This window comes from Halostella litorea (assembly GCF_004785955.1).
Taxonomy (GTDB): domain Archaea; phylum Halobacteriota; class Halobacteria; order Halobacteriales; family Natronoarchaeaceae; genus Halostella; species Halostella litorea.
Map to the genome: position 1 here is coordinate 159,139 of NZ_ML214300.1, position 23,610 is coordinate 182,748.

At 70.4% G+C, this 23,610-nt stretch carries 18 protein-coding genes; 12 read left to right on the plus strand and 6 right to left on the minus strand.

The genetic code is table 11. The features are described from left to right. The first annotated feature begins 15 nt into the window (after window positions 1-15). The 4 genes from EYW40_RS00835 (at window position 16) to EYW40_RS00850 (ending at window position 7,698) form a co-directional block, all read left to right on the plus strand. A complete protein-coding gene (locus tag EYW40_RS00835; RefSeq protein WP_135819734.1) occupies window positions 16-2,010 on the plus strand; it encodes a bacterio-opsin activator domain-containing protein in 1,995 nt (664 codons plus the stop codon). Window positions 2,011-2,190: 180 nt separating this feature from the next. Continuing rightward, on the plus strand, window positions 2,191-4,677 hold the full coding sequence (locus EYW40_RS00840; protein ID WP_135819735.1) for a DNA topoisomerase I: 2,487 nt from the start codon (window positions 2,191-2,193) through the stop codon (window positions 4,675-4,677). 80 nt (window positions 4,678-4,757) lie between these two features. Next, window positions 4,758-5,615, plus strand: coding sequence for a hypothetical protein (locus EYW40_RS00845; protein WP_135819736.1), 858 nt, complete (start codon window positions 4,758-4,760; stop codon window positions 5,613-5,615). A gap of 154 nt (window positions 5,616-5,769) precedes the next feature. After that, window positions 5,770-7,698, plus strand: coding sequence for a hypothetical protein (locus tag EYW40_RS00850; RefSeq protein ID WP_135819737.1), 1,929 nt, complete (start codon window positions 5,770-5,772; stop codon window positions 7,696-7,698). A 39-nt stretch (window positions 7,699-7,737) separates the two neighbouring features. Here the strand turns inward: EYW40_RS00850 and EYW40_RS00855 are convergent, their stop codons facing one another. Next, window positions 7,738-8,121, minus strand: coding sequence for a RidA family protein (locus tag EYW40_RS00855; protein ID WP_135819738.1), 384 nt, complete (start codon window positions 8,119-8,121; stop codon window positions 7,738-7,740). A 99-nt stretch (window positions 8,122-8,220) separates the two neighbouring features. Here EYW40_RS00855 and EYW40_RS00860 point away from each other — a divergent pair, with 99 nt between their 5' ends. Further along, window positions 8,221-8,919: a phosphoglycerol geranylgeranyltransferase gene (locus tag EYW40_RS00860; protein WP_135819739.1), complete on the plus strand. Its 699-nt coding sequence runs from the start codon at window positions 8,221-8,223 to the stop codon at window positions 8,917-8,919. On the opposite strand, the gene EYW40_RS00865 is transcribed toward EYW40_RS00860, so the two are convergent. From EYW40_RS00865 to EYW40_RS00875, 3 genes are all read right to left on the minus strand, one after another. Continuing rightward, window positions 8,916-11,126, minus strand: a complete 2,211-nt coding sequence (locus EYW40_RS00865) for an amino acid permease (RefSeq protein ID WP_135819740.1) — start codon at window positions 11,124-11,126, stop codon at window positions 8,916-8,918. The genes EYW40_RS00860 and EYW40_RS00865 overlap by 4 nt on opposite strands. A gap of 1 nt (window position 11,127) precedes the next feature. After that, on the minus strand, window positions 11,128-11,553 hold the full coding sequence (locus EYW40_RS00870; protein ID WP_161973141.1) for an NAD-binding protein: 426 nt from the start codon (window positions 11,551-11,553) through the stop codon (window positions 11,128-11,130). Window positions 11,554-11,826: 273 nt separating this feature from the next. Next, entirely contained in the window at window positions 11,827-12,294 is a 468-nt protein-coding gene (locus tag EYW40_RS00875; protein WP_135819742.1) for an Lrp/AsnC family transcriptional regulator, read from the minus strand. An 81-nt stretch (window positions 12,295-12,375) separates the two neighbouring features. On the opposite strand from EYW40_RS00875, the gene EYW40_RS00880 reads away from it, so the two are divergent. Together EYW40_RS00880 and aspS are read left to right on the plus strand one after the other, a co-directional pair. Further along, on the plus strand, window positions 12,376-12,729 hold the full coding sequence (locus EYW40_RS00880) for a hypothetical protein (RefSeq protein WP_135819743.1): 354 nt from the start codon (window positions 12,376-12,378) through the stop codon (window positions 12,727-12,729). A gap of 90 nt (window positions 12,730-12,819) precedes the next feature. Next, window positions 12,820-14,121, plus strand: coding sequence for an aspartate--tRNA(Asn) ligase (gene aspS, locus EYW40_RS00885; protein WP_135819744.1), 1,302 nt, complete (start codon window positions 12,820-12,822; stop codon window positions 14,119-14,121). Window positions 14,122-14,195: 74 nt separating this feature from the next. On the opposite strand, the gene EYW40_RS00890 is transcribed toward aspS, so the two are convergent. Next, the gene (locus tag EYW40_RS00890; protein ID WP_135819745.1) at window positions 14,196-14,768 is read right to left on the minus strand and encodes a DUF8159 domain-containing protein; all 573 of its coding nucleotides are present in this window, start codon (window positions 14,766-14,768) and stop codon (window positions 14,196-14,198) included. Window positions 14,769-14,881: 113 nt separating this feature from the next. Between EYW40_RS00890 and EYW40_RS00895 the strand changes: the two genes are divergently transcribed. From EYW40_RS00895 to EYW40_RS00910, 4 genes are all read left to right on the plus strand, one after another. Further along, the gene (locus EYW40_RS00895) at window positions 14,882-16,165 is read left to right on the plus strand and encodes a cation:proton antiporter (RefSeq protein ID WP_135819746.1); all 1,284 of its coding nucleotides are present in this window, start codon (window positions 14,882-14,884) and stop codon (window positions 16,163-16,165) included. A 25-nt stretch (window positions 16,166-16,190) separates the two neighbouring features. Continuing rightward, window positions 16,191-17,021: a pantoate kinase gene (locus EYW40_RS00900; protein WP_135819747.1), complete on the plus strand. Its 831-nt coding sequence runs from the start codon at window positions 16,191-16,193 to the stop codon at window positions 17,019-17,021. Window positions 17,022-17,121: 100 nt separating this feature from the next. Continuing rightward, a complete protein-coding gene (locus tag EYW40_RS00905) occupies window positions 17,122-19,920 on the plus strand; it encodes a DUF1508 domain-containing protein (protein ID WP_135819748.1) in 2,799 nt (932 codons plus the stop codon). A 46-nt stretch (window positions 19,921-19,966) separates the two neighbouring features. After that, on the plus strand, window positions 19,967-20,746 hold the full coding sequence (locus EYW40_RS00910; RefSeq protein ID WP_135819749.1) for a 4-phosphopantoate--beta-alanine ligase: 780 nt from the start codon (window positions 19,967-19,969) through the stop codon (window positions 20,744-20,746). Between the two features lies 1 nt (window position 20,747). On the opposite strand, the gene EYW40_RS00915 is transcribed toward EYW40_RS00910, so the two are convergent. After that, window positions 20,748-21,272 carry a DUF2243 domain-containing protein gene (locus EYW40_RS00915; protein WP_135819750.1) on the minus strand — a complete coding sequence of 175 codons (525 nt, stop codon included), beginning with the start codon at window positions 21,270-21,272 and terminating at the stop codon, window positions 20,748-20,750. Between the two features lie 173 nt (window positions 21,273-21,445). Here EYW40_RS00915 and EYW40_RS00920 point away from each other — a divergent pair, with 173 nt between their 5' ends. Beyond that, the gene (locus EYW40_RS00920) at window positions 21,446-23,572 is read left to right on the plus strand and encodes a 5'-nucleotidase C-terminal domain-containing protein (protein ID WP_135819751.1); all 2,127 of its coding nucleotides are present in this window, start codon (window positions 21,446-21,448) and stop codon (window positions 23,570-23,572) included. Window positions 23,573-23,610: the final 38 nt, after the last annotated feature.

Consider the following 23,610-nt stretch of genomic DNA (forward strand, 5'->3'; position numbering starts at 1 on the left):
CCGTCGCGGCATGCGATGGCGTCTCTGGCTACCGCTGCCGATTCGGCGACCCGTACGACCGTGCTCTACGTCGGGGAGCGCACCGCCGTCGTCTCGGCCGCCGCGGAACTGTTCGACGCCGACCTGCGAAACGCCGACGCCTCCCGGCGGGCGGCGCTCGACCGGATGGACGCCGACGTCGACTGTCTGGTCGTCGACGCGTCGCTCCCCGACGGGCGCGGCGTCGACCTCCTCGCGGCGGTGCGGCGCACCTACCCCGAACTCGCCGGGGTCGTGCTCGTGGAATCGGGTCCCGTCCCGGAAATCGGGTCGAAGCCGCCGACCGACTACGTCAGGGTCGCGGACGGGGCGGAGCCGCTGGCGACGCGGATCCGGAACGTGCTTTCGCGGCGCGCGCCCACCGGCGGGCTGGCGGACCACCTGTTCGACTCCGCCGTCCGGAACGGCCCGGACGCCGTCGTCGTCGTCGACGACCGGACGGAGATCCGGTTCGCCAACGAGGCGGTGGCCGACGTGTTCGGGTACGACCCGGCGGCCGTCGTGGGGTCGCCGGTCACCGACCTAGTCCCGACCGAGCGCCGCGAGCCCTTCTTGGAGGCGTTCGCGCGACACGTCGTCGACGGCTCGGTCGGGGAGTGGACCCAGGTGCGGGGCCGCGGGCGACACCGGAACGGGCGGGATATCCCGCTGTCGCTGTCCTTCCACCACGGGCGGTACGAGGGCGGGAGGCTGTTTACCGCCATCGTCCGGGAGGAGTCCGAGCGACGCGACCGCGAGGCGACGCTGGAGCGCCAGCGGGACGAACTGGCCGAACTCGACCGCATCAACCGACTCATCCGGGAGGTGGCGCACGTCCTCATCGACGCCACGTCGCGCTCGGAGATGGAGCAGGCGGTCTGTGACCTGCTGGCGGACTCCGGGCCGTACGCCTTCGCCTGGATCGGCCGGGAGAACCTGGCGCGGAACAGGGTGATCCCGAGGTTCGAGGCCGGCGCGGCGGAGGGCTACCTCGACGCGGTGAGCGACTCGGACTACGACACCCTCTCCGACGGGGGCCCGGCGGCGCAGGCCGTCATCGACCGGTCGGTGACCGTGGTCGACGACGTCGGGACCGACGAGCGGTTCGAACCGTGGCGGGAGGACGCGCTGGACCGCGGGCTCCGGTCGGTTGCGACCGTCCCGGTCCAGTACGAGGAGACCGTGTTGGGCGTGCTGGCGCTGTACGAGGAGGAGGTAGGAGCGTTCGACGAGCGCGAGGCGGCGGTGCTGGAGGAGGTCGGGCGGCTGATCGGCTACGCGATGACGGCCGTCGACCGCAAGGAGGCGCTGGTCGCCGACGACCGGACCGAACTCGAATTCAGGTTGACCGACGACGACCACTTCTTCACGGGGGTCACCGCGGGGACGGACGTGGAGGTCACGTTCGAGGGGATGACGCCGCGCACGGAGGAGTCGGACCTGGTGTACGCGACCGTTCGGGGCGGGTCACCGGAGGCGATCCGCGACGCGGCCGCGGACGCCGCCGTCGTCGAGGACGCCACGGCGCTCGGGGAGCACGAGGACGGCGTCGGCTTCGAGTTCACGACGACCGACGACACGGTCGCGGCGACACTGGCGTCGTACGGCGCGAGCGTGGTGTCGATGCGGGCCGCGGACGGGAGCGCGCGGATCGTCGCGGAACTGCCGGCGACCGCGGACGTGCGGTCGGTCGTCGAGGCCGTCACGGCGGAGTTCGACGGGATGGAACTGCTGGCACAGCGCGACCGGCAGCGGACGGAGGCCCGCGACGGCGGCGGGCCGGGACTGTGGCGCGCCGACCTGCTCGGCTCGCTGACGGAGCGCCAGCGGACGGTGCTGGAGACCGCCTACCGGTCGGGCTACTTCCAGTGGCCCCGGGAGCGGACCGCCGAGGAGGTGGCGGACTCGCTCGGCATCACCTCACCGACGCTCCACAACCACCTGCGGCTGGCACAGGGGGAACTGTTCGGCGCGCTGTTCGAGGGCGACTGATCCCGGGTTGGCGGTGGGCCGGCGGCGCGTACGGGCCGTCCGGCGGCCGGCGTACACGACCGCCCGCGCACACGCCCGTACACCCGCGCTGTCCTGCGATTTCGCCCCGAAAGGTTTAGGGCGGGGCTCGGCATAGCTCACCCCAATGAGACGCCCGGCCCGAGAGCGAGGTGGGACGCGGTGGAGCTGATAATCACCGAGAAGGAAAACGCCGCGCGCCGGATCGCCGAGATCCTGAGCGGCGGGAGCGCCGACGCCGACCGCCGCAACGGCGTCAACGTGTACGAGTGGGGCGGGAAGCGCTGCGTGGGGCTGTCCGGTCACGTCGTCGGCGTCGACTTCCCGGACGAGTACAGCGACTGGCGCGACGTCGAGCCGGTCGAACTGGTCGACGCCGCGGTCGAGAAGCGCCCGACCCAGGAGAACATCGTCCGCACGCTCCGCCTGCTTGCCCGGGACGCCGACGCCGTCACCATCGCCACCGACTACGACCGCGAGGGGGAACTGATCGGGAAGGAGGCCTACGAACTCGTCCGCGAGGTCAACGAGGACGTACCGATCCAGCGCGTCCGCTTCTCCTCGATCACCGACAACGAGGTGCGCGACGCGTTCGCGGAGCCGGAGGACCTCGACTTCGACCTCGCGGCGGCGGGCGAGGCCCGGCAGGTGATCGACCTCGTCTGGGGCGCGGCGCTGACCCGCTTCCTCTCGCTGTCGGCCGGGCAACTGGGCGACGACTTCATCAGCGTGGGCCGGGTCCAGTCGCCGACGCTGAAGCTCATCGTCGACCGCGAACGCGAGATACAGGCGTTCGAACCGGAGGAGTACCGCGAGATCTACGCGGACCTGCTGAAAGCCGGCGGCGACGACCCGTTCGAGGCGCAGTACTTCTACCGCGACGAGGACGGCAACGAGGCCGAGCGCGTCTGGGACGCCGAGGCCGCGACCGGGACGTACGAGACGCTGTCGGCCGCCGACGCGGTGGCGGTCGACCGGGTCAACCGCCGCACCCGCACCGACGCGCCGCCGGCCCCGTTCAACACCACGCAGTTCATCCGCGCGGCCGGCAGCCTCGGCTACTCCGCCCAGCGCGCGATGAGCATCGCCGAGGACCTGTACACCGCCGGCTACGTCACCTACCCCCGTACTGACAACACCGTCTACCCGGACGACCTGGACCCGGAGGTGCTGCTCGACGAGTTCGTCGGCCACCGCGAGTTCGGCGACGACGCCGAGTCGCTGCTCGAACTCGACGGGATCGACCCGACGGAGGGCGACGAGGAGACGACCGACCACCCGCCGATCCACCCGACCGGCGAGTTCCCCGGCGCGGGCGAACTCTCCGACGACGAGTGGGAGGTGTACGAACTGGTCGTCCGCCGCTTTTTCGCCACCGTCGCCGAGGAGGCCGAGTGGGAGCACCTGAAGGTGGTCGCGAGCGTCGACGACTGCTCGCTGAAGGCGAACGGCAAGCGCCTCGTCGAGGCTGGCTACCACGACGTCTACCCGTACTTCTCGACCAGCGAGAACTACGTGCCCGACGTGAGCGAGGGCGAGGAACTGTCGGTGACCGACGTCCGTCTGGAGGAAAAGGAGACGCAACCGCCGCGGCGCTACGGCCAGTCCCGCCTCATCGAGACCATGGAGGACATGGGGATCGGGACGAAGTCGACCCGCCACAACACCGTCGAGAAGCTGTACGACCGCGGCTACGTCGAGAACGACCCGCCCCGGCCCACCCAGCTTGCGATGGCGGTCGTCGAGGCCGCCGAGGAGTACGCCGACCGCGTCGTCAGCGAGGAGATGACCAAGCAACTGGAGGCCGACATGACCGCCATCGCGGAGGGCGAGGCGAGCCTGGACGACGTGACCGAGGAGTCCCGCGAGATGCTGGGGACGGTGTTCGAGTCGCTGACCGACTCCCGCGAGGAGGTCGGCGACCACCTCCGGAAGTCGCTGAAGGCCGACAAGCGGCTCGGTCCCTGTCCCGAATGCGGGGACGACCTGCTCGTCCGGCGCAGTTCGCGGGGGTCGGCGTTCGTCGGCTGCGACGGCTACCCCGACTGCGAGTACACGCTGCCCCTGCCGAACACGGGCAAGCCGCTCATCCTCGACGAGACCTGCGACGAGCACGACCTCCACCACGTGAAGATGCTCGCCGGCCGGAGCACGTTCGTCCACGGCTGCCCGCAGTGCAAGGCCAACGAAGCCGGCGAGGGGCCGGTCATCGGCGACTGTCCGGCCTGTGGCGAGGAGCACGGCGGCGAACTGGCGATCAAACAGCTCCGCAACGGCTCTCGGCTGGTCGGCTGCACGCGCTACCCCGACTGCGACTACTCGCTGCCGCTGCCCCGGCGCGGCGAGATAGAGGTCACCGACGAGCGCTGCGAGGAGCACGACCTGCCGGAACTGCTCGTCCACAACGGCGACGAGCCGTGGGAACTGGGCTGTCCCGTCTGCAACTACCGCGAGTACCAGGCCCGCGAGAGCGACTCCGGCTCCGACCTCGAAGCGCTCGACGGCGTCGGCACGAAGACCGCCGAGAAGCTGGTCGAGGCCGGCGTCGAGAGCATCGACGACCTGACCGACGCCGACCCGGACGACGTGGCAAGCGAGGTAGAGGGCGTCAGCGCCGACCGGATCCGCGACTGGCAGGCCCAGGCCTGAGACGGCTCCGGGCGTGTGCCGTCCGCGGGACCGGGTGACGGCGGGGGAAAGCATTCATACCGAGGGATACCAGCGATCCCATGCGCCGCCGCGAGTTCCTCGCGACCGGAACCGCCCTCTGCTCCATCGCCGTCGCCGGCTGTGCTCACCCCGACGTGGTGCTCGACATGGACGACGCGTCGTCGGACGACATCGCGTACGAGGTGTCGATGTCGCCGGACCCGGGGTCCGAGGAGTACAGGGTCGTCACGTCCGCCATCGAGAACGGGTCGGCGACGCGGAGCGGGCGGTACGACCTGTTCGACCGCACCGACACCGTCCGGGTCGACGACGCCTTCTACGCCGTCACGGAAACCCGACTCGGGAGCGGCGAGGTGACGGTGTACGAGGTGCTCGTCGACGTCGACCCGGACGACACCTCGCCGGACCGCGGCGAGATCCGGTACGACGACCTCCCGGCGACGGACCGGGAGCGCCTCGACGTCGTGTTCTCGGAGGACCCCCCATCCGGTCAGGATGGATACGACGCCGGCGTCTCGTACGGAACCGCCGAGGAAGTGGGGAACGGATCGGCGTTCGTTCCGGAGCAGCGGTACGACATCGTCGTTCACGACGGGGATCGATACCGGGTCGGGGTCGAGTCCCGCGACGCGAACGAGAGCGAGTACCGATACGAAGTGACGCGGGTCGCGCCCGACCTGTCGACGTTCGCCGACCAGGTCAGGGACCGATACCTGTTCGCGCTCACGGGACTGTCGGACGCCGAACGGTCGGTCGTCGAGGGGGCGATCGACGGCGGCCACTTCGAGGACAGCGATGCGTTCCAGTCGGTGATCGACCGCATCCGGGACCACGAGGGGCTGAACGAGGACGACTTCTACGGGACGTGGCTCGTCGCGTACGAGGGCGACGAGTATCTCGCCTACGCCGAGTGGTGAGCGCAGGGCAGACGGGTGCCGTCGGATTGAGACAGCAGCCACCGCCGGACAGGATTAGTTTTTTCACACGAGGCCTCGAATCGAAGAGGGAATGGTCCCCATCAGCAGACGGAAGCTGTTAGCCGCCAGTGGAATCGCAGCCGTCGCCGGGTGCATGTCGACCGCCCCGGACGACCGGGCCGCAGACGACACGGACACCGACACCGAGACGGACACGGAGACGACGACCACGACCGAGGAAGACGATCCGAGCCTCCCGGACGACGTCCTGCGGGCGATCGAACCCCTCCCCGCGACGGTCGACGGCGACTCGCCCGACAGGGTGGTCATCAGCAGCCCGTCGGGCGACGCGGCCCGGATCGGCTACCCCCGCGACCTCGCCGACCAGTTCGGCCTCGGACCGTCCGACATCGACCGCAGCGCGTCCGCGGTGTTCGGCGGCCGGAACGTCTCCTGTTTCGTCGGCTCGTTCGACGCCGGCGCGGTCGAGGCCCCGGAGAACGTGGCCGTGACGACCGACGACGGCCGCATCGTGGCGGCGCGGGCGACGAACGACGACGGGAGCCACTCGGCGTGGACCGCCGGGATGGACGCCGCCGAGGCGGCCATGGACTCGGACGACGCCGGCCTGGCCGCCGCCGACGGCGTCGAGGCCGTGCTGTCGCCGGTCGTCGACGAGACGTGGGCCAACTACCTCCCGGTGCTCCCCGACGACAGCGGAAACAGCCTCCCGGAGGAGTTAGACACCGACACCGTCGAGGCGGCCGCCTTCGGTTCCTCCCGCGTGGCGGAGCGGACCCGCCGGTACACCTACGTCTTCCTGTTCGAGGACGAGTCGGCCGTCGACACGGCGGCGCTCGAATCGCTCGTCGACGGGACGTGGAGCGACGAGAACCTGTCCGAGCGGAGCGTCGAGCGGGACGGCCGCCGGGGGATCGCGTCGGTCGTGTACGAGCGCCCGCCCCAGCCTGACCGCGAGGCGTCGCCGGACGCGCGGTTCCACGTCGAGTACGACGTCGAGGCCAGCGAGGCGACGCTGGTCCACTCCGGCGAGGACGTCCCCGCGGACACGCTGACGGTGCTCGTGGAGGGCGAGTCGACCGCGACCCAGTGGACCGACCAGTACGACACGGTCACGGAGGGCGACGAACTGTCGCTGTCGGTCGACCCGTTCACGCTGGTCCGCGTCCGGTGGGACGACCCCGAGGACGAGGAGACGTTCGACTACCTCGGCAACGAGATCACCACCGCCCCCGGGCTGTTCGAGGCGTCGTTCGACCGCTCGGCCGAGCGGGCGACGATCACCTACCGCGGCGAACAGCCAGCCGACGCCGAGGCGCTCTCGGTTCGCCACCGCTCCGGCGAGCCGAACGGCGAGTCGACCGAACGGCGGGAGATCCCCGTCTCGGAGCGCCACGACCGCCTGACGAAGGGCGACGAGATAGTCGTCGACGGGTTCACCATGGGCGACCGGCTCCACGTCGTCTGCGAGGTCGAGGGCGACAACTGGAGCATGGCGTCGAGCGTGTTCCACTTCTCGGCGTCGCCGCCGGGGCACTTCACCGTCGTGCGCGAGGACGGGACCACCGAACTCGTGTACTACGGCCAGCACGACAACGCCGTCGCGGAGGCGGCGGTCGGGGACTTCCGCGTCCTCATAAACGGCGACCCCGCGCCGACGCAGTGGACCGACGAGTACGACGAACTCGTCGACGAGGAACGTCTCGAACTGTCCGCCGAACCCGGCGACACGGTGACCGTCGAGTGGACCGGCGGCGAGGAGCCGGTGACGGTGTCCGAGGACCTGGTCGTCCCCGAGTTCGAACTGAGCGTCGCCGAAACCGACGACGGCCGCCTGAAGCTGACCCACGGCGGCGGCGAGGCCGTCGACGCCGGGAAGCTGACGATCCGGTTCGCGCCCTCGGACAGTGACACCACGACCTGGGGCGGAAGCGGCACGACGGTCGAACCCGGCGACAGTACGACCGTCGACGCGCCGGCGGAGACGCGCTACGTCCTGATCAAGTACGGCGACAGCGACTACCACGTCGCCCACGCCGAACTGGAATCCGACGACGAGTAACGGGGGCGGACGCCGGCCGGCCCGGCACGTCCCTCCGGATCAGCCGACCTTCGCCACGGCCTCCACCTCGACGAGCATCTCGGGGTCGATGAGCCGGTCGACCTGCACCATGCTCGTCGCGGGGCGGACGTCGCCGAACGCCTCGCGGTGGGCGCGGCCGACCGCCTCCCAGCGGTCGATGTCCGTCACGTACAGCCGCGTCCGGACCACGTCGTCGAGGCCGGCGCCCGCCTCGTCGAGCGCGTCCGCGACGTTCGAGAGCGCCTGGGCGGTCTGTTCGTAGGGGTCGCCGACGCCGACGAGTTCGCCGTCGTCGGTGGCGGTCGTGCCCGAGACGTGTATCTCGTCGCCGGCCCGGACGGCCCGCGAGTAGCCCACCGCCGACTCCCACGCGGTCCCGGATCCGACCTCCTTCCGGCCCATACGGCAGCCCCGCGGCGGGCGAGGGAAAGTCTTGGGGGCCTCTCCCGCACGAGCGCCCCTTTCGAAGGGTTCTTGGCCGCCCTTTCTGATCGAACGGGTATGACTACCCCGTGGGACGACTGGGACCACATCGTGAAGATCGACCCGGACAAGGAACTCGCGCCGGGCGAAACCTTCGAGGACGTCTGCGAGACAGGGACCGACGCGCTCGAGATCGGCGGCACGCTGGACGTGACCAGCGAGAAGATGGAGCGGGTCATCGACGCCTGCGCGAAGTACGACGTCCCGCTGTACCAGGAGCCGAGCAACCCGGCGGTCGTCGTCCACGACGACGCCGTCGACGGTTTCCTCGTCCCGGTCGTGCTGAACGCCGGCGACGTGGCGTGGATCACCGGCGCGCACAAGGAGTGGGTGAAGTCCGACGACGTCGACTGGGCCCGGACGACCACGGAGGCGTACATCATCCTCAACCCCGAGGCCAGCGCCGCCCAGCTCACGCAGGCCGACTGCGACCAGACGGCCGAGGACGTCGCCGCGTACGCGGAGATAGCCGAGCAGATGTACGGCCAGGAGATCGTCTACGTCGAGTACTCCGGGACGCTGGGCGACCCGCGGAAGGTCGAGGCCGCGGCGGACGCGCTGGACGAGTCGACGCTGTTCTACGGGGGCGGCATCCACGACTACGACTCCGCGCACACGATGGCGGAGCACGCCGATGTGGTCGTCGTCGGGGACCTGGTCCACGACGAGGGCGTCGAGGCGGTCCGCGAGACCGTCGAGGGCGCGACGGACGCCTAAAACGCCAGCCGCTCGACCGTTCTGCGGAGGACGCCCGGGCCCCCCGAGCCGCTCGGCTTGACCTGTATCGCCGTGCAGTCGACGGTGTCGACGATCCAGTCGGCCGGCCGGCCGAAGACGTTCCCGCGGATGCGGCCGCCGTCGGTGCCGATGATCAGCACGTCCGACGAGCCGGCGGCCGCGACGAAGTCGCCCTCGGGGTCGTCGGTCTGGATCACCGACCGGACGACCGGGGCCGTACACAGCGCCTCCAGTTCGGAGAGGTAGTCGTCTATCGTCTCGCGTTGCGCGTCGGTCGCGGTCGGCTCGACGGAGTAGAGGAGCTCGATCGACGCGCCGGCCTCGGTCGCCAGCGCGTCGGCCACGGCGATCTTCCGCGGGTCGAACGGGCCGCGGTCCGTGACGACGGTGACGCGGTCGAGCCGGTCGAGTTCCCGCTCCTCGATCAGCAGGAGGTCACAGGGCGCGTTCCGTGCGACCCACTCGATGCCGGTGCCGAAGACCGAGGCGTACAGGGGTTCGGCGGTGCGTTCGAGCACGAGGAAGTCCGCGCCCTCGTGTTTCGCGAAGTTGACGACGGCGCGTTTGGTGTCGTGGCTGACGACCTCGCCGTAGCGGACGGGGACGTCGAACTCCGCACAGAGGTCGGCCGTCCGGTCCTCGAACTCCACGTCCGCCGGGGACTGGATCTCGGAGGCGTGTTCCAGCGGTGCCTGGTCGGGCACCTCGTCGAACTGCACGACGGTGACGCTCCCGTCGTTCTCGCGCGCGATGTCGGCCGCGATGCGGAGCAGCGCCCGCTCCCGGCGTTCGGTCGTGTCCCCGGTGACGGCGACGAGCGCCTCGTAGCCCTCAACCTCCTCGAACGCCGTGCGGGTACGCTCGACGGCCTGCTTGCCGACCGACCGGCGGACGACGTCGGTGGCGGCTCCCTCGCGTTCGACCTCCTCGCGGGCGAAGTACACGTACCAGAGCACGGAGCCGACGGTGATCACGACGGCCCCGACGAGGGGTATCGTCCCCATGTAGCCGATGAGGGCGACGCCGCCGAGGATGCCCGCGACCTGCGTCCACGGGTAGAACGGCGACTCGAAGCTCGGGTCGTAGTCGCCGACGTTCCCCTCGCGGAACGCGATCACGGCCCCGTTGACCAGCGCGAACACGACGATCTGGAACGCGCTCGCGAGTTTGGCGATGCTGGGGAGGGGTACGAACGCGATGAGCAACAGCATCACGGCCCCGGTGAGCGTGATCGCCCGCGCCGGCGTCCCCCAGTCCTCGTGGATCTCGGTCAGGCTCTCCGGCGCTAGCTTGTCGCGGGCCATCGCGAAGGGGTAGCGCGACGACGAGAGGATCCCGGCGTTGGCGGTGCTGATCAAGGCCAGCACCGCGGCGGCGATGATGGCGACGACGCCCGGGAACGCGAGCGTCGACTCCGCGGCGTGGATCATCGGGACGTCGGAGTCGCTCAGCAGGTCCGGCGGCGTCACGCCGACCATCACGACGACGATCAGGACGTACAGCAGCGTGGTGAACGCGAGCGACCCGAGGATGCCGAGCGGGATGTTCCGGTCGGGGTTCTCTATCTCCTCGGCGATGCTCGCGACCTTTGTCACGCCCGCGTAGGAGACGAACACGAGGCCCGTCGCCGCCAGCAGGCCGCCCGACCCCTTGTCGAAGAAGCCGTCGTAGTAGCCGCCGGTCGTCGACGGGAGCCCCCCGACGACGAACCACACCATCGCGGCGAGCATCACCGCGACGATGGCGACCTGCAGCCGGCCGGTCTGTTTCGCGCCGACGAGGTTGACGCCGACGAGGACGGCCGCAAGCGCCAGCGCGACCGGCTTCACCGGCAGGTCGAACAGGTACAGCAGGTACGGGACGCCCCCGACGAGGGCCAGCGCGCCCTTGAACGACAGCGAGAACCAGGTGCCGACGCCGGCGATCGTGCCCAGCAGCGGCCCCATGCCGCGCTCGATGTAGATGTAGGTGCCGCCGGCCTCCGGCATGGCCGTCGCCATCTCGGCCTTGCTCAGCGCGGCCGGGAGCACCAGCACGCCGGCCAGCAGGTACGCGAAGATGACCGCCGGCCCGGCCGTCTTGAGCGCCAGCCCAGGCAGGATGAAGATCCCGCTGCCGATCATCGCGCCGATGCTGATCGCTATCACCGCGAACAGCCCGAGGTCGCGTTCGAGTTCCTTCGCCACCTCACATCACCCGTCCGGCGAGTTCGTCAGCCACGACCGACGTCACACAGACCGTCTCGACGCCGATGTCGTCGAACGCGTCCCGCAGGTCGGGGTCGTCGAGTCGGACGACCACCGTGCCCGTGTCGAACCCCGTCTTGGCGATCTGGGCGAGGAGGATGTTCCGCTCGTCGCGGCGGAACCCGGCGACGAGGACGTCGGCGGCACTGGCCCCGGCGTCTTCGAGTGCTCGAGGGTCCGTCACGTCCGCGAGGCGAGCGTCGAGCCCGCGGCGGTCGGCGTCGGCGACGACGTCGGCGTCGGGGCTGACAAGCACCGCCGTCGTCTGCCCGGCGAGCCGCTCGGCGAGGTCGACCGCGACGGCGTCGTTGCCCACGACGCAGGTCGTCGCGCCGCGTTCGACGTCGGGGCGGAGGGCCTCACCCATGGTCCCTGTCCGGCGTCGGGTGCGTTCGGACGGCAGCGGCCGGTGCGGACGGAGCGGGGTTCCCATCGCGCGCGGTGCGCGGTTCGTGGCTCGGTTGCATATTCCCCGTTAGCTCCCGGAACAGCATAAACAGCCCGGTCGAAATGCTGTTCCGGGAATAAATACTCTATATATTGCCTAACCGTCCTCTAGGGGCGGTTAGTTCGGGATCGGGAAACGGCCGCCGTCGTCGGCGGCGGAGAGACGGGTAAAAGAGGGTCGAGACGTCGGGGGTCACATGTCCACGTCGAACTCGTGGAACGGGTGTTCGTACTCGTTTCGGATCAGGTCCTCGTCGACTATCTCCAGGCCGAGTGCGTTCAGGTCCTGACCGATCCTGCTGAGGTCGTCGCCGTCGACGCCGATCGCCTCGACGTGGACGTTCTCGGTCCCGGTCATGATCTCCCGGACGGCGACGACGCCGGGCACCTCCAGCGCCTCGCGGACGAGCCGCTCGCGGTCCGGGATCGGCGCGGTACAGACGATGAGCGTCAGGAGCTGGTAGCCCGCCCGCTCGTAGTTGACCTCCGGCGTGTAGCCGGCGAGGATGCCCTCCTCCTCCAGGTTGCGGATGCGGTTCCTGACCGTGCTCGCGGAGACGTCCGCCGCCTCGGCGATCTCGCTGGCCGACGTCTTTCGGGCGTCGGACTGTAACGTGTGGACGATCCGCCTGTCGAGGTCGTCCATCGGATCCTCGTCCATACGATGAGCCGATCAGTCCATCCGGGGTAGTTCTTTCCCACGGACCTGACGTACAAGGCACGCCGGTGCGTACCGCGACGCATGGTCGACGACACATCCCCGTCGCCGCCGAACGACTTGCCGGACGAAGTCGTCAACGTCCTCCAGGAACTCGACGGCCACGACCTCCGGGAGGCCATCGTGTACGCCCAGGAACTGCTCTATCACCGCCGCGACCCGACGATCCAGATCGAACCCCAGCCCGGCGAGGAGATAGTCAGCGTCGAGGAGCACGACGGCTACACCGCGGTCGTGAAACGCCAGCCCTGCGCGGCGGGCTGTCCGGACTGCCCGCACGGCCCGTACCTCTACCACGTGACCGAGGAGACCCACACGGACGGGAGCACCCACTACCACTGGTCGTTCGTCGGGTCGGTGGTCGACCCCGACGAGTGATCCCCGGCTCCGCCGCGTCGCTCCCCCGACGCGCCGGGCGGGCCGGCCGAAAAGACGGTTTTTAAGACTCGCCCGCCAGAACTGGGTGGTATGGAGAACAGGACCTACACCGCGGACGCCGAACCGGGCGACCACGTCACGGTCGCCGGCTGGGCACACGAGATCCGCGATCTGGGCGGCATCGCCTTCCTCATCGTCCGGGACACCACCGGGAAGATCCAGGTGAAATTCGAGAAAGACGAGATGGACGACGACCTCGTCGAGACGGGCGTGAACGTCAACCGCGAAAGCGTCGTCGCCGTCACCGGCGCGGTCGAGGAGGAGGACCGCGCGCCGACCGGCGTCGAGGTCGTCCCCGAGTCGGTCGAGGTCGTCGCCGAGGCCGACCCCGAACTGCCGCTGGACCCGTCGGGCAAGGTCGACGCCGACCTCTCGACCCGGCTGGACAACCGCACGCTCGACCTCCGGACCGAGGAGTCGAAGGCGATCTTCGAGATCCGCGCGGAGGTGCTCCGGTCGGTCCGCGAGCAGTTCCGCGACCTGCGCTGTACCGAGATCAACACGCCGAAGATCGTCGCCACGGGTACCGAGGGCGGCACCGAGCTGTTCCCGATCACCTACTTCGGCGAGGAGGCGTTCATGAACCAGTCGCCCCAGCTGTTCAAGCAGCTGATGGTCGGCTCCGGCCTCGAACGCGTCTTCGAGATCGGCCCGATCTTCCGTGCCGAGGAGCACAACACGCCCCGGCACCTGAACGAGGCGACCTCGATCGACTTCGAGAGCGCGTTCTACGACCACGAGGACGCGATGGACGCCTGCGAGTCGGTCGTCCGCGCCGCCTACGAGGGCGTCGCCGAGAACTGTCAGGAGGAACTGGCGACGCTCGGCTACGACGACTTCGAGGCCCCGTCGGGCGACTTCCCGCGGCTCACCTACGAGGAGGCCATCGAGCGCATCAACGCGACCGGCGAGCTGGACGAACAGCTCGTCTGGGGCGACGACCTGCCGACCGAGGGCGAGCACGCGCTCGGGCAGGAGGTCGGCGAGCACTACTTCATCACCGACTGGCCCAGCGAGATCAAGCCGTTCTACATCAAGGACCACGACGACGACCCCGAGCTGTCGACCGGCTTCGACCTGATGCATCCGTCGATGGAGCTCGTCTCGGGCGGCCAGCGTGAGCACCGCTACGACCACCTCGTCGAGGGGTTCGAACAGCAGGGGCTGGACCCCGACGCGTTCGAGTACTACACCAAGATGTTCAAGTACGGCATGCCGCCCCACGCCGGCTGGGGCCTCGGCGGTGAGCGCCTCATCATGACGATGCTCGGCCTCGACAACATCCGGGAAGCGGTGCTGTTCCCGCGCGACCGGCAGCGTCTGTCGCCGTAAACGACGCAACTCGTCGGGCGGGAACTCGTCACGCGCGACGTGAGACGCTCCCGCACCCGACGTTTTCCGGCCGTTCACCGCCCCGACAGCGGCGGCTCGATCCGACCGGTCGTCTCCACGGTTCCGAGCACCATCTCGCCGTAGGCCGCGGCGGAGCGCTCGCCCGCCTCGTAGGCCGCCGCCCAGTCGGCGAAGGCGTGGAAGCCGCCGAACGCGGTTTCGTCCTCGTCCAACAGCGTGGCCGCAAGCTCCGGCTGCGGGTCGCCGCCCGCGACGAACGCGGCGTACGCGCCGGCGACAACGCCGATCCCTTCGAGGACCCCGCCCGGATCCGCGACGTACTCCAGCGCGAGCACCGCGTCGGTCTCCGGTTCGAGGTAGACGGGCGGGACACCGCGCTCGTCGAGGGCCGCCGCGAAGGCCTCCGCCGAATCCACGTCGGCCCGCGCGGCGTCCTCGATGGCGGCGGCGATCACCTCCGTGCGCTCCTCGACCGGCAGGTCCGGGACCCGGTCGGCCACAGGCGTCTGGTTCTTCGCGACTGTCGCCGTCTCCGCGCGGGCGTCGTCGCGCTTCGCACAGCCGGCGACACCGACCGCGAGCGCCCCCGCGGCCGCGGCTCGTCGGAGGTACGTTCGTCGGCGCATCGGGACGGGGGACCTACCACGACGGCGCTGAAAAGCGCCCGTTCGCCGCGACTGTCAGGTACGTTCGCTGCCACTCACCCTTTTTCGGGGTGCCGTGGTACGTCGCACGCTCCATGGCGCTGACGCTGTACAACCTCGGCCTCGTCGTCGTCGGCCTGTCGGTGATCGGCGTCGCCCTCCTCCCACGGGCCGTCTCCGAGCGGCCGGTCTCCATGCCGATCTTCTACGTCGGCGCGGGGATGGTGGCGTTCTCCCTGCCGCTGCCGCTGCCACCACCGGACCCGGTGGTCCACGGCACGCTCGCCGAGCACCTCACGGGGATGGGCGTCATCCTCGCGCTGATGAGCGCGGGGCTGAAGCTGGACCGCCTGCCCGGGCTCCGTCGGTGGGCGACGACGTGGCGGCTGCTCGCGGTGACGATGCCGCTTTCCATCGCCGGCGCGGCCGCGCTCGGCCACTGGACCCTGGGCCTGGCCGCGCCGTCGGCGCTGTTGCTGGGGGCCGTCATCGCGCCGACGGACCCGGTGCTGGCGGCCGAGGTGCAGGTGGAGAAGCCCGGCGAGGGGACCGAGGCCAAGGAGATGGAACGCGAGGAGGGCATGGAGGACGAGGTGCGGTTCGCGCTCACCTCCGAGGCCGGCCTCAATGACGGGCTGGCGTTCCCGTTCACGCACCTGGCGGTCACCGTCGCGTTCGTCGGGCTGACGCCGGCGAGCTGGGTCGGCGAGTGGCTGCTGGTGGACGTGGGCTACCGCATCCTGGTCGGCCTCGTGCTCGGCGGCGTGCTCGGCGGGGCGCTCGCGCTGGGGGTCTTCTGGTCGATGCCGGAGACGCCGATGGCGAAATCGATGCAGGGGCTGGAGGCGCTGGGCGGCACGCTCGTCGTCTACGGCCTGACGGAACTGGCCGGCGGCTACGGCTTCATCGCGGTGTTCGTCGCGGCGACGGTGCTGCGCCAGTACGAGCGCACGCACGACTACAACGAGCCGCTCCACGACGTCGCCGAGAAGTCCGAACAGCTGCTGATGGCGGCGATCATGATACTGTTCGGCGGCGCGCTGGCGTCCGGCCTGCTCGCGCCGATGACCGTCGAGGTGGTCGCCGTCGCCGTGGCGCTGGTGCTCGTCGTTCGGCCGCTGGCCGGGGGCGTGGGGTTGCTCGGGTTCGACCGGGACCCGGTGGAGCGCGCGACCATGGCGTTCTACGGCATCCGGGGGATCGGCTCGTTCTACTACCTGGCGTTCGCGCTGAACCACGCCCCGTTCCGCTACGCCGCCACGCTCTGGTCGGTGGTCAGCTGGACCGTCGTCGTGTCGATCCTCGTCCACGGCACGACGGCGACGCCCGTGGTGAAGTACCTCGAAGCGCGGGCGTCGGCCCGGATGGAAAACGGTTAACGACAGCGCCCCCCACCGGGGTGTAATGAGCGACGACGCCGCGAGCGCCTTCGTGCCGGGCCACGTCACGGGGTTTTTCACGCCCCACGAGCACGACGACCCGACGAAGGCCGGGTCGCAGGGTGCGGGACTGACGCTGTCGGACGGCGTGACGGTGCGGGTCCGCCCCGCCGACCGGACGGAGGTGTACCTCGACGACGCGAGCATCGGGATGGAGCCCGTCGAGCGGGTGCTGGACGCGCTGGAGGTGTCGGCGCAGGTGTCGGCCGAGTCCGACCTGCCGCTTGGCTCGGGCTTTGGCGTCTCCGGCGCGATGGCGCTGGGGACGGCGCTGGCCGCGAACCGCGCGTTCTCGCGGAAGCTCTCGGAGAACGAGCTGATAACTATCGCCCACGGCGCGGAGGTCCAGTCGGGTACGGGGCTGGGCGACGTGGTCGCACAGGCCCGCGGCGGCGTCCCGCTCCGCCTCGAACCCGGCGCGCCGGCCGAGAACCTGCTGGACGGCATCCCCCGCGAGGCGCGGGTCGAGTACGTCACGTTCGGCGAACTCCCGACCGAGGACGTGATCGGCGGGAACACCGAGGCGCTCGGCGCGGCCGGCGAGCGGGCGCTCTCCCGGGTCGTCCGCGAGCCGACGCTGACGAGTTTCATCTACGCGTCGCGGCGGTTCGCCCGCGAGGCTGGCCTGCTGACCGAGACGGTCCGGGACGCCGTACAGGACGTGAGCGAGGCCGGCGGCGAGGCGTCGATGGCGATGCTCGGCGAGACGGTGTTCGCGCTCGGCACCGGCCTCTCGGACGCCGGCTACGACCCCGAGGTCTGTAGAACCCATCCCGCCGGTGCGACCGTGCGGTGAACGACCGAACCGGTCGGTCGCTTTACTTTTCAAAACCTGTTGGTTGAATTATCAACGGGAATTAATACACCCATACCCGTGACACAACCTGTGAGTCAACGTGGCACAGGCTGACGTTCGGCCGGGGCGGCTGTTCCGGCTGTACGAGCGGTACGTGGGGGAACCGGATTCCGAGAAGGACGTGTACGGCTACTGGCTGTTCATCGCGGGCTATCTCGTGAGCTTCGCCGGCATCGGGCTGTTCCTGTCCGGCCTGCCGAACCAGGGGGTAGACGGCGTCAACATCTTCTACTGGCGGCTTTCCGTCTCGCTGGCCGCCTTCGGCATGCCGCTTGCGATGCTCGGCATCGTGTTGCTGTTGCCCGTGCGGTGGCGGGGCGTCGAGGTGACGCTGGGGGGTGCGGCGATATCGATGGCCGGCGTGCTGGCGTTCGTGTGGGCCTACCCGCAGCACTGGCGGAGCGGGATGGACTACACCAGCGAGATCGTGGCGGTGTACACCGTCGGGATCGCCGTCATGGCCGGCGTGGCGGTGCTGGTGCCGGTCGTCACCGGCAAGCAGGGGATGTTCGTCGAGGACGAACTGTTGAACCTCGCGGACCAGCCGCCGGTGATGGTCGGCGAGGCGACCGCGGGCACGCTGTTCAGCGTGTTCCGCACGCCCGAGAAGGACTGGACGTGGCGCGCGATCCAGCAGGACGCCGTCGCCGACAGCACGCGCGCGGCCGGGAGCCGGACCGCCGCCCGCGAGTCCGTCGAGGAGGTGCGGGAACTCGTCAACCGGGCGGGGCTGCTGGAGATCACCACCGCCGCCTTCCGGCTGTACGAGGACGACGACGAGTGGCGGTGGGTGCTGATGAGCGAGGACGGCGGCGTCGTCGCCGAGAGCGGGACCACGTACGGTGCCCGCGACGGCGTCGAGCGGTCGGTGAGCTTCACCAAGGACAGCGCGCCCGACGCGCCGCTCATCGAGATCGATGGCGCGGCGGTCGACTACTACCGCGAGGGCGACGACTGGCGTTGGCGGCTCGTCGACGAGGACCGCGACCAGCTCGCCACGGACGTCGGGCCGCACGCGGACCGCGACGCCGCCGAGGCGGCGGTGGACGGGATGCAGTCGCTGCTGCCCGACGCGCGCGTCCTCGCGCTGGAGGGCGTCGGCGCGGAGCTGTACGAGGACGGCGACGACTGGCGCTGGCGGCTCGTCGACGACGACGACGAGGAGATCGCCGCCAGCGCGGCGGCGTTCGACGCCCGCCGGCTCGCCGAGTCGTCGGTCGACGGCCTGCTTGAGGGCGTCGCCGACGCGACGCTGGTCGAGCGGGGCCGCGCCGGCTACGAGGTGTACGCCGACGGCAACGGCTGGGCGTGGCGGCTGCTCGACGCCGACGACGCGGTCGTCGCCCGCAACCACGAGCGCGCCGAAGACGCCGCGACGCTCTCGGCCCGGGCGCGGGCCATGGCGAACACGGCGGCCGACGCCGAGGTGGTGACGATAGACGGCGCGGACTACGAGGTGTACCCCGGCGACGACGGCTGGCACTGGCGGTTCGTCACCGAGGACCGCACGGTCGTCGCCGACCGCGAGGGCGGCTACGAGACGCCCGAGGAGGCCCGCGAGGTGATCGAGACGGTCCGCGAGCAGGCCTCCGAGGCCGACCTCATCGAGTTCGAGACCGCCGCGTTCCAGCAGTACCAGACGGACGACGACCAGTGGCGCTGGCGGCTCATCGACGAGGGCGGCGCGGTGCTGGCCGACAGCGGTCAGGCCTACGACTCCAAGGCCGGCGCGGGCGACGCGATGCAGACGCTGAAGGACACCGCGCCCGACGCCGAGATCCTGGAGATAGAGACCGCCGCGTTCGAGCTGATCCGCACCGACGACGGCGGGTGGCGCTGGCGGCTCATCGACGAGGGGGGCTACCTGATCGCCGAGGGCGCGTCGACGCACCCGAGCCGGCAGGCCGCCCGCGAGGCGATGGACCTGCTGGTCGACCTCTCGCCGGACGCCGCCGTGCGCGAGATGGCCGCCCCCGTCTTCCAGCTGTACGCCGACGACGACTGGGAGTGGCGGTACGTCACCGTCGACAACCGGACGATCGCCGACGCCGCCGAGTCGCGGGGCACCCGCGACGACGCGGCCGCCCACGTCGAGGAGGTGCGCGAGGCGGCGGCGGACGCGCCCGTCGACGAGGTCGACGCCTACGCCGTCGAACTCGACCGGGACGGCGAGGAGTGGGCCTGGCGCGTGTTCGACACGGCCCGCGACGAGGTGGCGACCGGGTCGCGGCGCTACGAGCGCCGGGAGGACGCCGTCGCCGACGTCGAGACCGTCCGCCGCGGCGCGGAGACCGCGCCGATCTTCGAGATAGAGTCCGCCGCCGTCCGGGTGGTTCAGGACGACGACGGCTACGGCTGGGTGCTCATCGACGCCGAGCGCGAGACGTACGCCCGGAGCGGCCGGCGCTACGGGACGCGGGCGGACGTGCTCGACGCCGTCGAGCGCCTGCAGGACCTCGCGCCCGAGGCGACCTCGGTGAACTTCGACGACGCCGGCTTCGAGCCGTTCCGGGCCGACGACGGCTGGCGCTGGCGGCTGCTCGACGAGGACGAGCGGGCCGTCGCGGTTGGTGCGACGCCGTACGACGACCGCGACGCCGCGGTTGAGCGGATCGAGGAGATCCGCAACCTCGTCGCCGGCGCGAGCGTGCTGGAGATAGACGACCCGGCCTTCGAACTCCACTACAAGGACGACGGCTGGATCTGGCGGCTCGTCGACGCCGACGGGAACTCGCTGGCGCGGAGCATCGAGGTGTACCCGACCCGCGGGGAGGCACGCGAGGCGATGCAGACGCTGAAGGACCAGGCCCCCGAGGGCCACGTCACCGTCGCGCAGTAGCGCCGGGATCGCGGGGCTTTTTTCGGCTGACCGCACACGTTCGCGCGTGAGCGACGACAGCGTGCCCGCGGAGGTCGAGGAGGAGAGCGAGATCCCCGCCGACCACCCGCGGTACGAGGACCTGATCAGCCGCCACCGCATCGAGCGGGGGATCGAGGAGGGCATCACCCACCTCCAGGGGATGCACGCGGAGGGCCGGGGGAGCGCCTTCGACTACCTGCTCGGCGAGGAGACGATCCCGACTGCCGACGCCGCCGAGCGGGCCGCCGCCGCCCACCTCCTGCTGGCCGACCACCCGGTGCTGTCGGTGAACGGCAACGTCGCGGCGCTGGTGCCCGAGGAGATGGTCGACCTGGCCGAGGCCGTCGACGCCGACCTCGAGGTGAACCTGTTCAACCGGACCGAGGAGCGCGTCGCGGCGATCGCCGACCACCTCCGGGCCCACGGCGCGACCGACGTGAAGGGGCTGACCGCCGACGCGCGGATCCCCGGGCTGGACCACGAGCGCGCGAAGGTCGACGCCGACGGGATCGCCGCCGCCGACGCGGTGCTCGTCCCGCTGGAGGACGGCGACCGCGCGGAGGCGCTGGGCGAGATGGGCAAGACCGAGATCGTGATCGACCTGAACCCGCTGTCGCGGTCGCCACAGGTCGCCGCCGTCCCGATCGTCGACAACGTGCTCCGGGCGGTGCCGAACATCGCGGCCCACGCCCGCGATCTGGCCGACGCCGGCGAGGACGAACTGCAGGCGATCGTCGCCGAGTTCGACGCCGACGAGGCGCTCCGGGCCGCCGAGGAGCGCATCCGCTCGGGCGACCTCCGCTGAGTCACGCCGGGCCGTCGGTTCCCCCACCGCTCGCCGACGCGCCGGAGCGGACGAGGAGCCAGCCCCCGGCAAGGAACGCCGCGCCCCACACCAGGAACGCGACGTCCCACAGCAAGGGGCCGCCCGGCCCGTCCGGGCGGACGTGGTGGACGCCGAGGATCTGGTGGTTCACGGTCCCCTCGACGAGGTTGAACAGCCCCCAGCCCGCGACGACGGCCCCGACCAGCGTCCGGCCGGCCGGTCGGTCGGGGACGCGACCCCGGGCGCGCCACAGGAGGGCCACACCCGCGACGGTGAACGCGTACGTCGCCGCGTGGAACAGCCCGTCCGCGAGGACGTTCAGCCGCAGGTCGCGGGCGACCGTCGGGTCGGGATGGGAGGAGAGCATGTGGTGCCACTGGAGTATCTGGTGGACCACGATGCCGTCGAAGAAGCCGCCCAGCCCGAGGCCGAGAACGACGCCCGCACGGACCAGCGGCTTCGCTGCGGACGGCACGCCGAGCGGTCCGGTCGACGGGCGTCCCATCGCCCGACGTACCACGCGCCGGCGAAAAAGCGTACGCGTTCGCCCGGCCGTCGTTCGGGACGCTCCCGCCGACGCGGCCCCGGTTTCGGTCTCCGTACCGGTATATAGTGTTAGGGAGAGAACGGTCGAATAATAGAAGGGTTTATCATGTGACCGTCTCACACCATGGCTGCATGCGACGAGTAGCAGTTCTCGCAGTAGTATCGCTTCTGGTCGTCGCGGGGGCCGCGCCCGCGGCGGCGGCCGCGACGCCGGCCGCGACGGAGCCGGTGGCCACGGGGGACGCCGCCGACTCGCCCGTCGCGAGCACAGGCGTCGCCGCGAACAACACCACGGTGACGCTGTTGACGTACAACGACATACAGACCGCCGTCGTCCAGAACGGAACGACGCCGCGGATGGTGTCGCTGATCGATCAGCGGCGGGCCGCCCACGACAACCCGACCGTGCTGATAGGGGGCGGCGACCAGGTCAGCCCGCACTCGCTGTCGCCGATCAGCCAGTGGCGGACGCCGGTCGACGTGCTGAACGTCCTCGAACCGGACGCCGAGGTGATCGGGAACCACGACCTCGACTACGGCTTCGAGCCGGTCTCGGAGTTCTCGAACGCCTCGGAGTTCCCGTGGCTGATGGCGAACATCGTCCAGGAGGACTCGGGCGAACCGATCCCTGGCACCGAGCCGTACACCGTCATCGAGCGTGACGGCGTCCGCGTCGGCGTGATCGGCGTCGCGGACGAGAAGATCAAGTCCAAGACGGCGGTGGACTTCGACGAGCAGGGGTACGAGCTCCGCGACCACGTCGAGACTTCCAGCGAGTACGCCACCCAGCTGAAAGAGGAGGAGAACGTCGACGTGGTCGTCGTCTCGGCCCACCTCGGCGTGCCAGTCGCCAAGGAGATAGCCAACGGCACCGAGAACGTCGACGCCATCGTCGTCGGCGACGACGAGATAGAGTACCCGCCCCAGGAGACGGGCGGCTCGGTGATCGTCGAGGCCGAGGCCCGCGCACAGCACGTCGGCGAGGTCAACCTCACCGTCAGCGACGGCGAGGTCGTCGACTGGAACGGCAGCCTGCTCGACGTGACCGAGAACGTCAGCTACGACGAGGAGACCGCCCAGCTCATCGAGAGCGCGCGGGCCGACCAGCTCTCGACCGTCCTCGGCGAGACCGACGTCGCGCTCGACGCGCAGTTCTCCTCGAACTACCACGACGAGACGAACTACGGCAACCTGATCACCGACGCGTTCCGGTGGAAGACGGACTCGCAGGTCGCCATCACGAACGCCGGCGGCATCCGCTCTGACGGGGTGTACGGCCCCGGAAACCTGACCGCGGGCGACGTGTACAGCGTCCTGCCGTTCGGCAACACGCTGGTCGAGGTCGAACTCACCGGCGCGGAGATAAAGCAACTGCTCGCCAGCCAGGTCATCACCCTGGAGAGCGAGACGGGCCAGCAGTACGGCGCGGAGGCCCAGTTGCAGGTCAGCGGGGTCACCTACGAGTGGGTCGGCCACGAGAACGCCAGCCCGCAGATCCGCGACGTCCGGATCAACGGTGAGCCCCTGGAGGAAGACGAGACTTACACCGTGACCGTCAACTCCTACATGAAGGGGTGGGACGGCTCCGTGCTGGAGAACGCGACCGTCGTCGAGGAGACCAAGACCCTCTACGGCACCGCGGTCGCGGAGTACGTCCAGACCCAGGGCACCGTCGCGCCCGAGGGCAACGACCGCATCCGCCGGCTCGACCGCGAACTCGACACCGCCGAGGCGACGCTCGACGGCGAGGGCGAGGTGACGGTGAGCTACGACCTGCCCGAGGCCGTGGAATCCGTCAACGAGAGCACCGTCCGCGCGACGACCGCCGCCAACGCGACGGTCGCACCGACGGACGTCTCCGTCGCCGACGGCACGCTCGAACTAACCTTCGCCGACGGCGACCTGCAGTCGCTGTCCGAGTACGGCGGCGACGTGCAGGTGTACGCGGCCTACGAGGACGCCGAGTACAACCGCTCGTACTTCGACGCCTCGGTGCTGAACGTCGAGATAAACACCACCGTCGACGACGGGAACGACGGGTCGGACGGGAGCGACGAGTCCGATGAAAGCGACGGCGGCTCCGAGGACAGCGGGTCCGACGACGGCGACGATAGCGACGAGTCGGACGACTCCTCCGGCGGAAGCGACGAGACCACCACCGAGGAGGCGTCGACCGACCAGCCCGGGTTCGGGCCGGTCGTCGCCATCGCCGCGCTGGTGCTTTCGCTCGTCGGCCTCTCCGCACGCCGGCGGGACTGACGGGCGAGCGGCGCGTTCGGCCGTGTTCCATTCTTTGC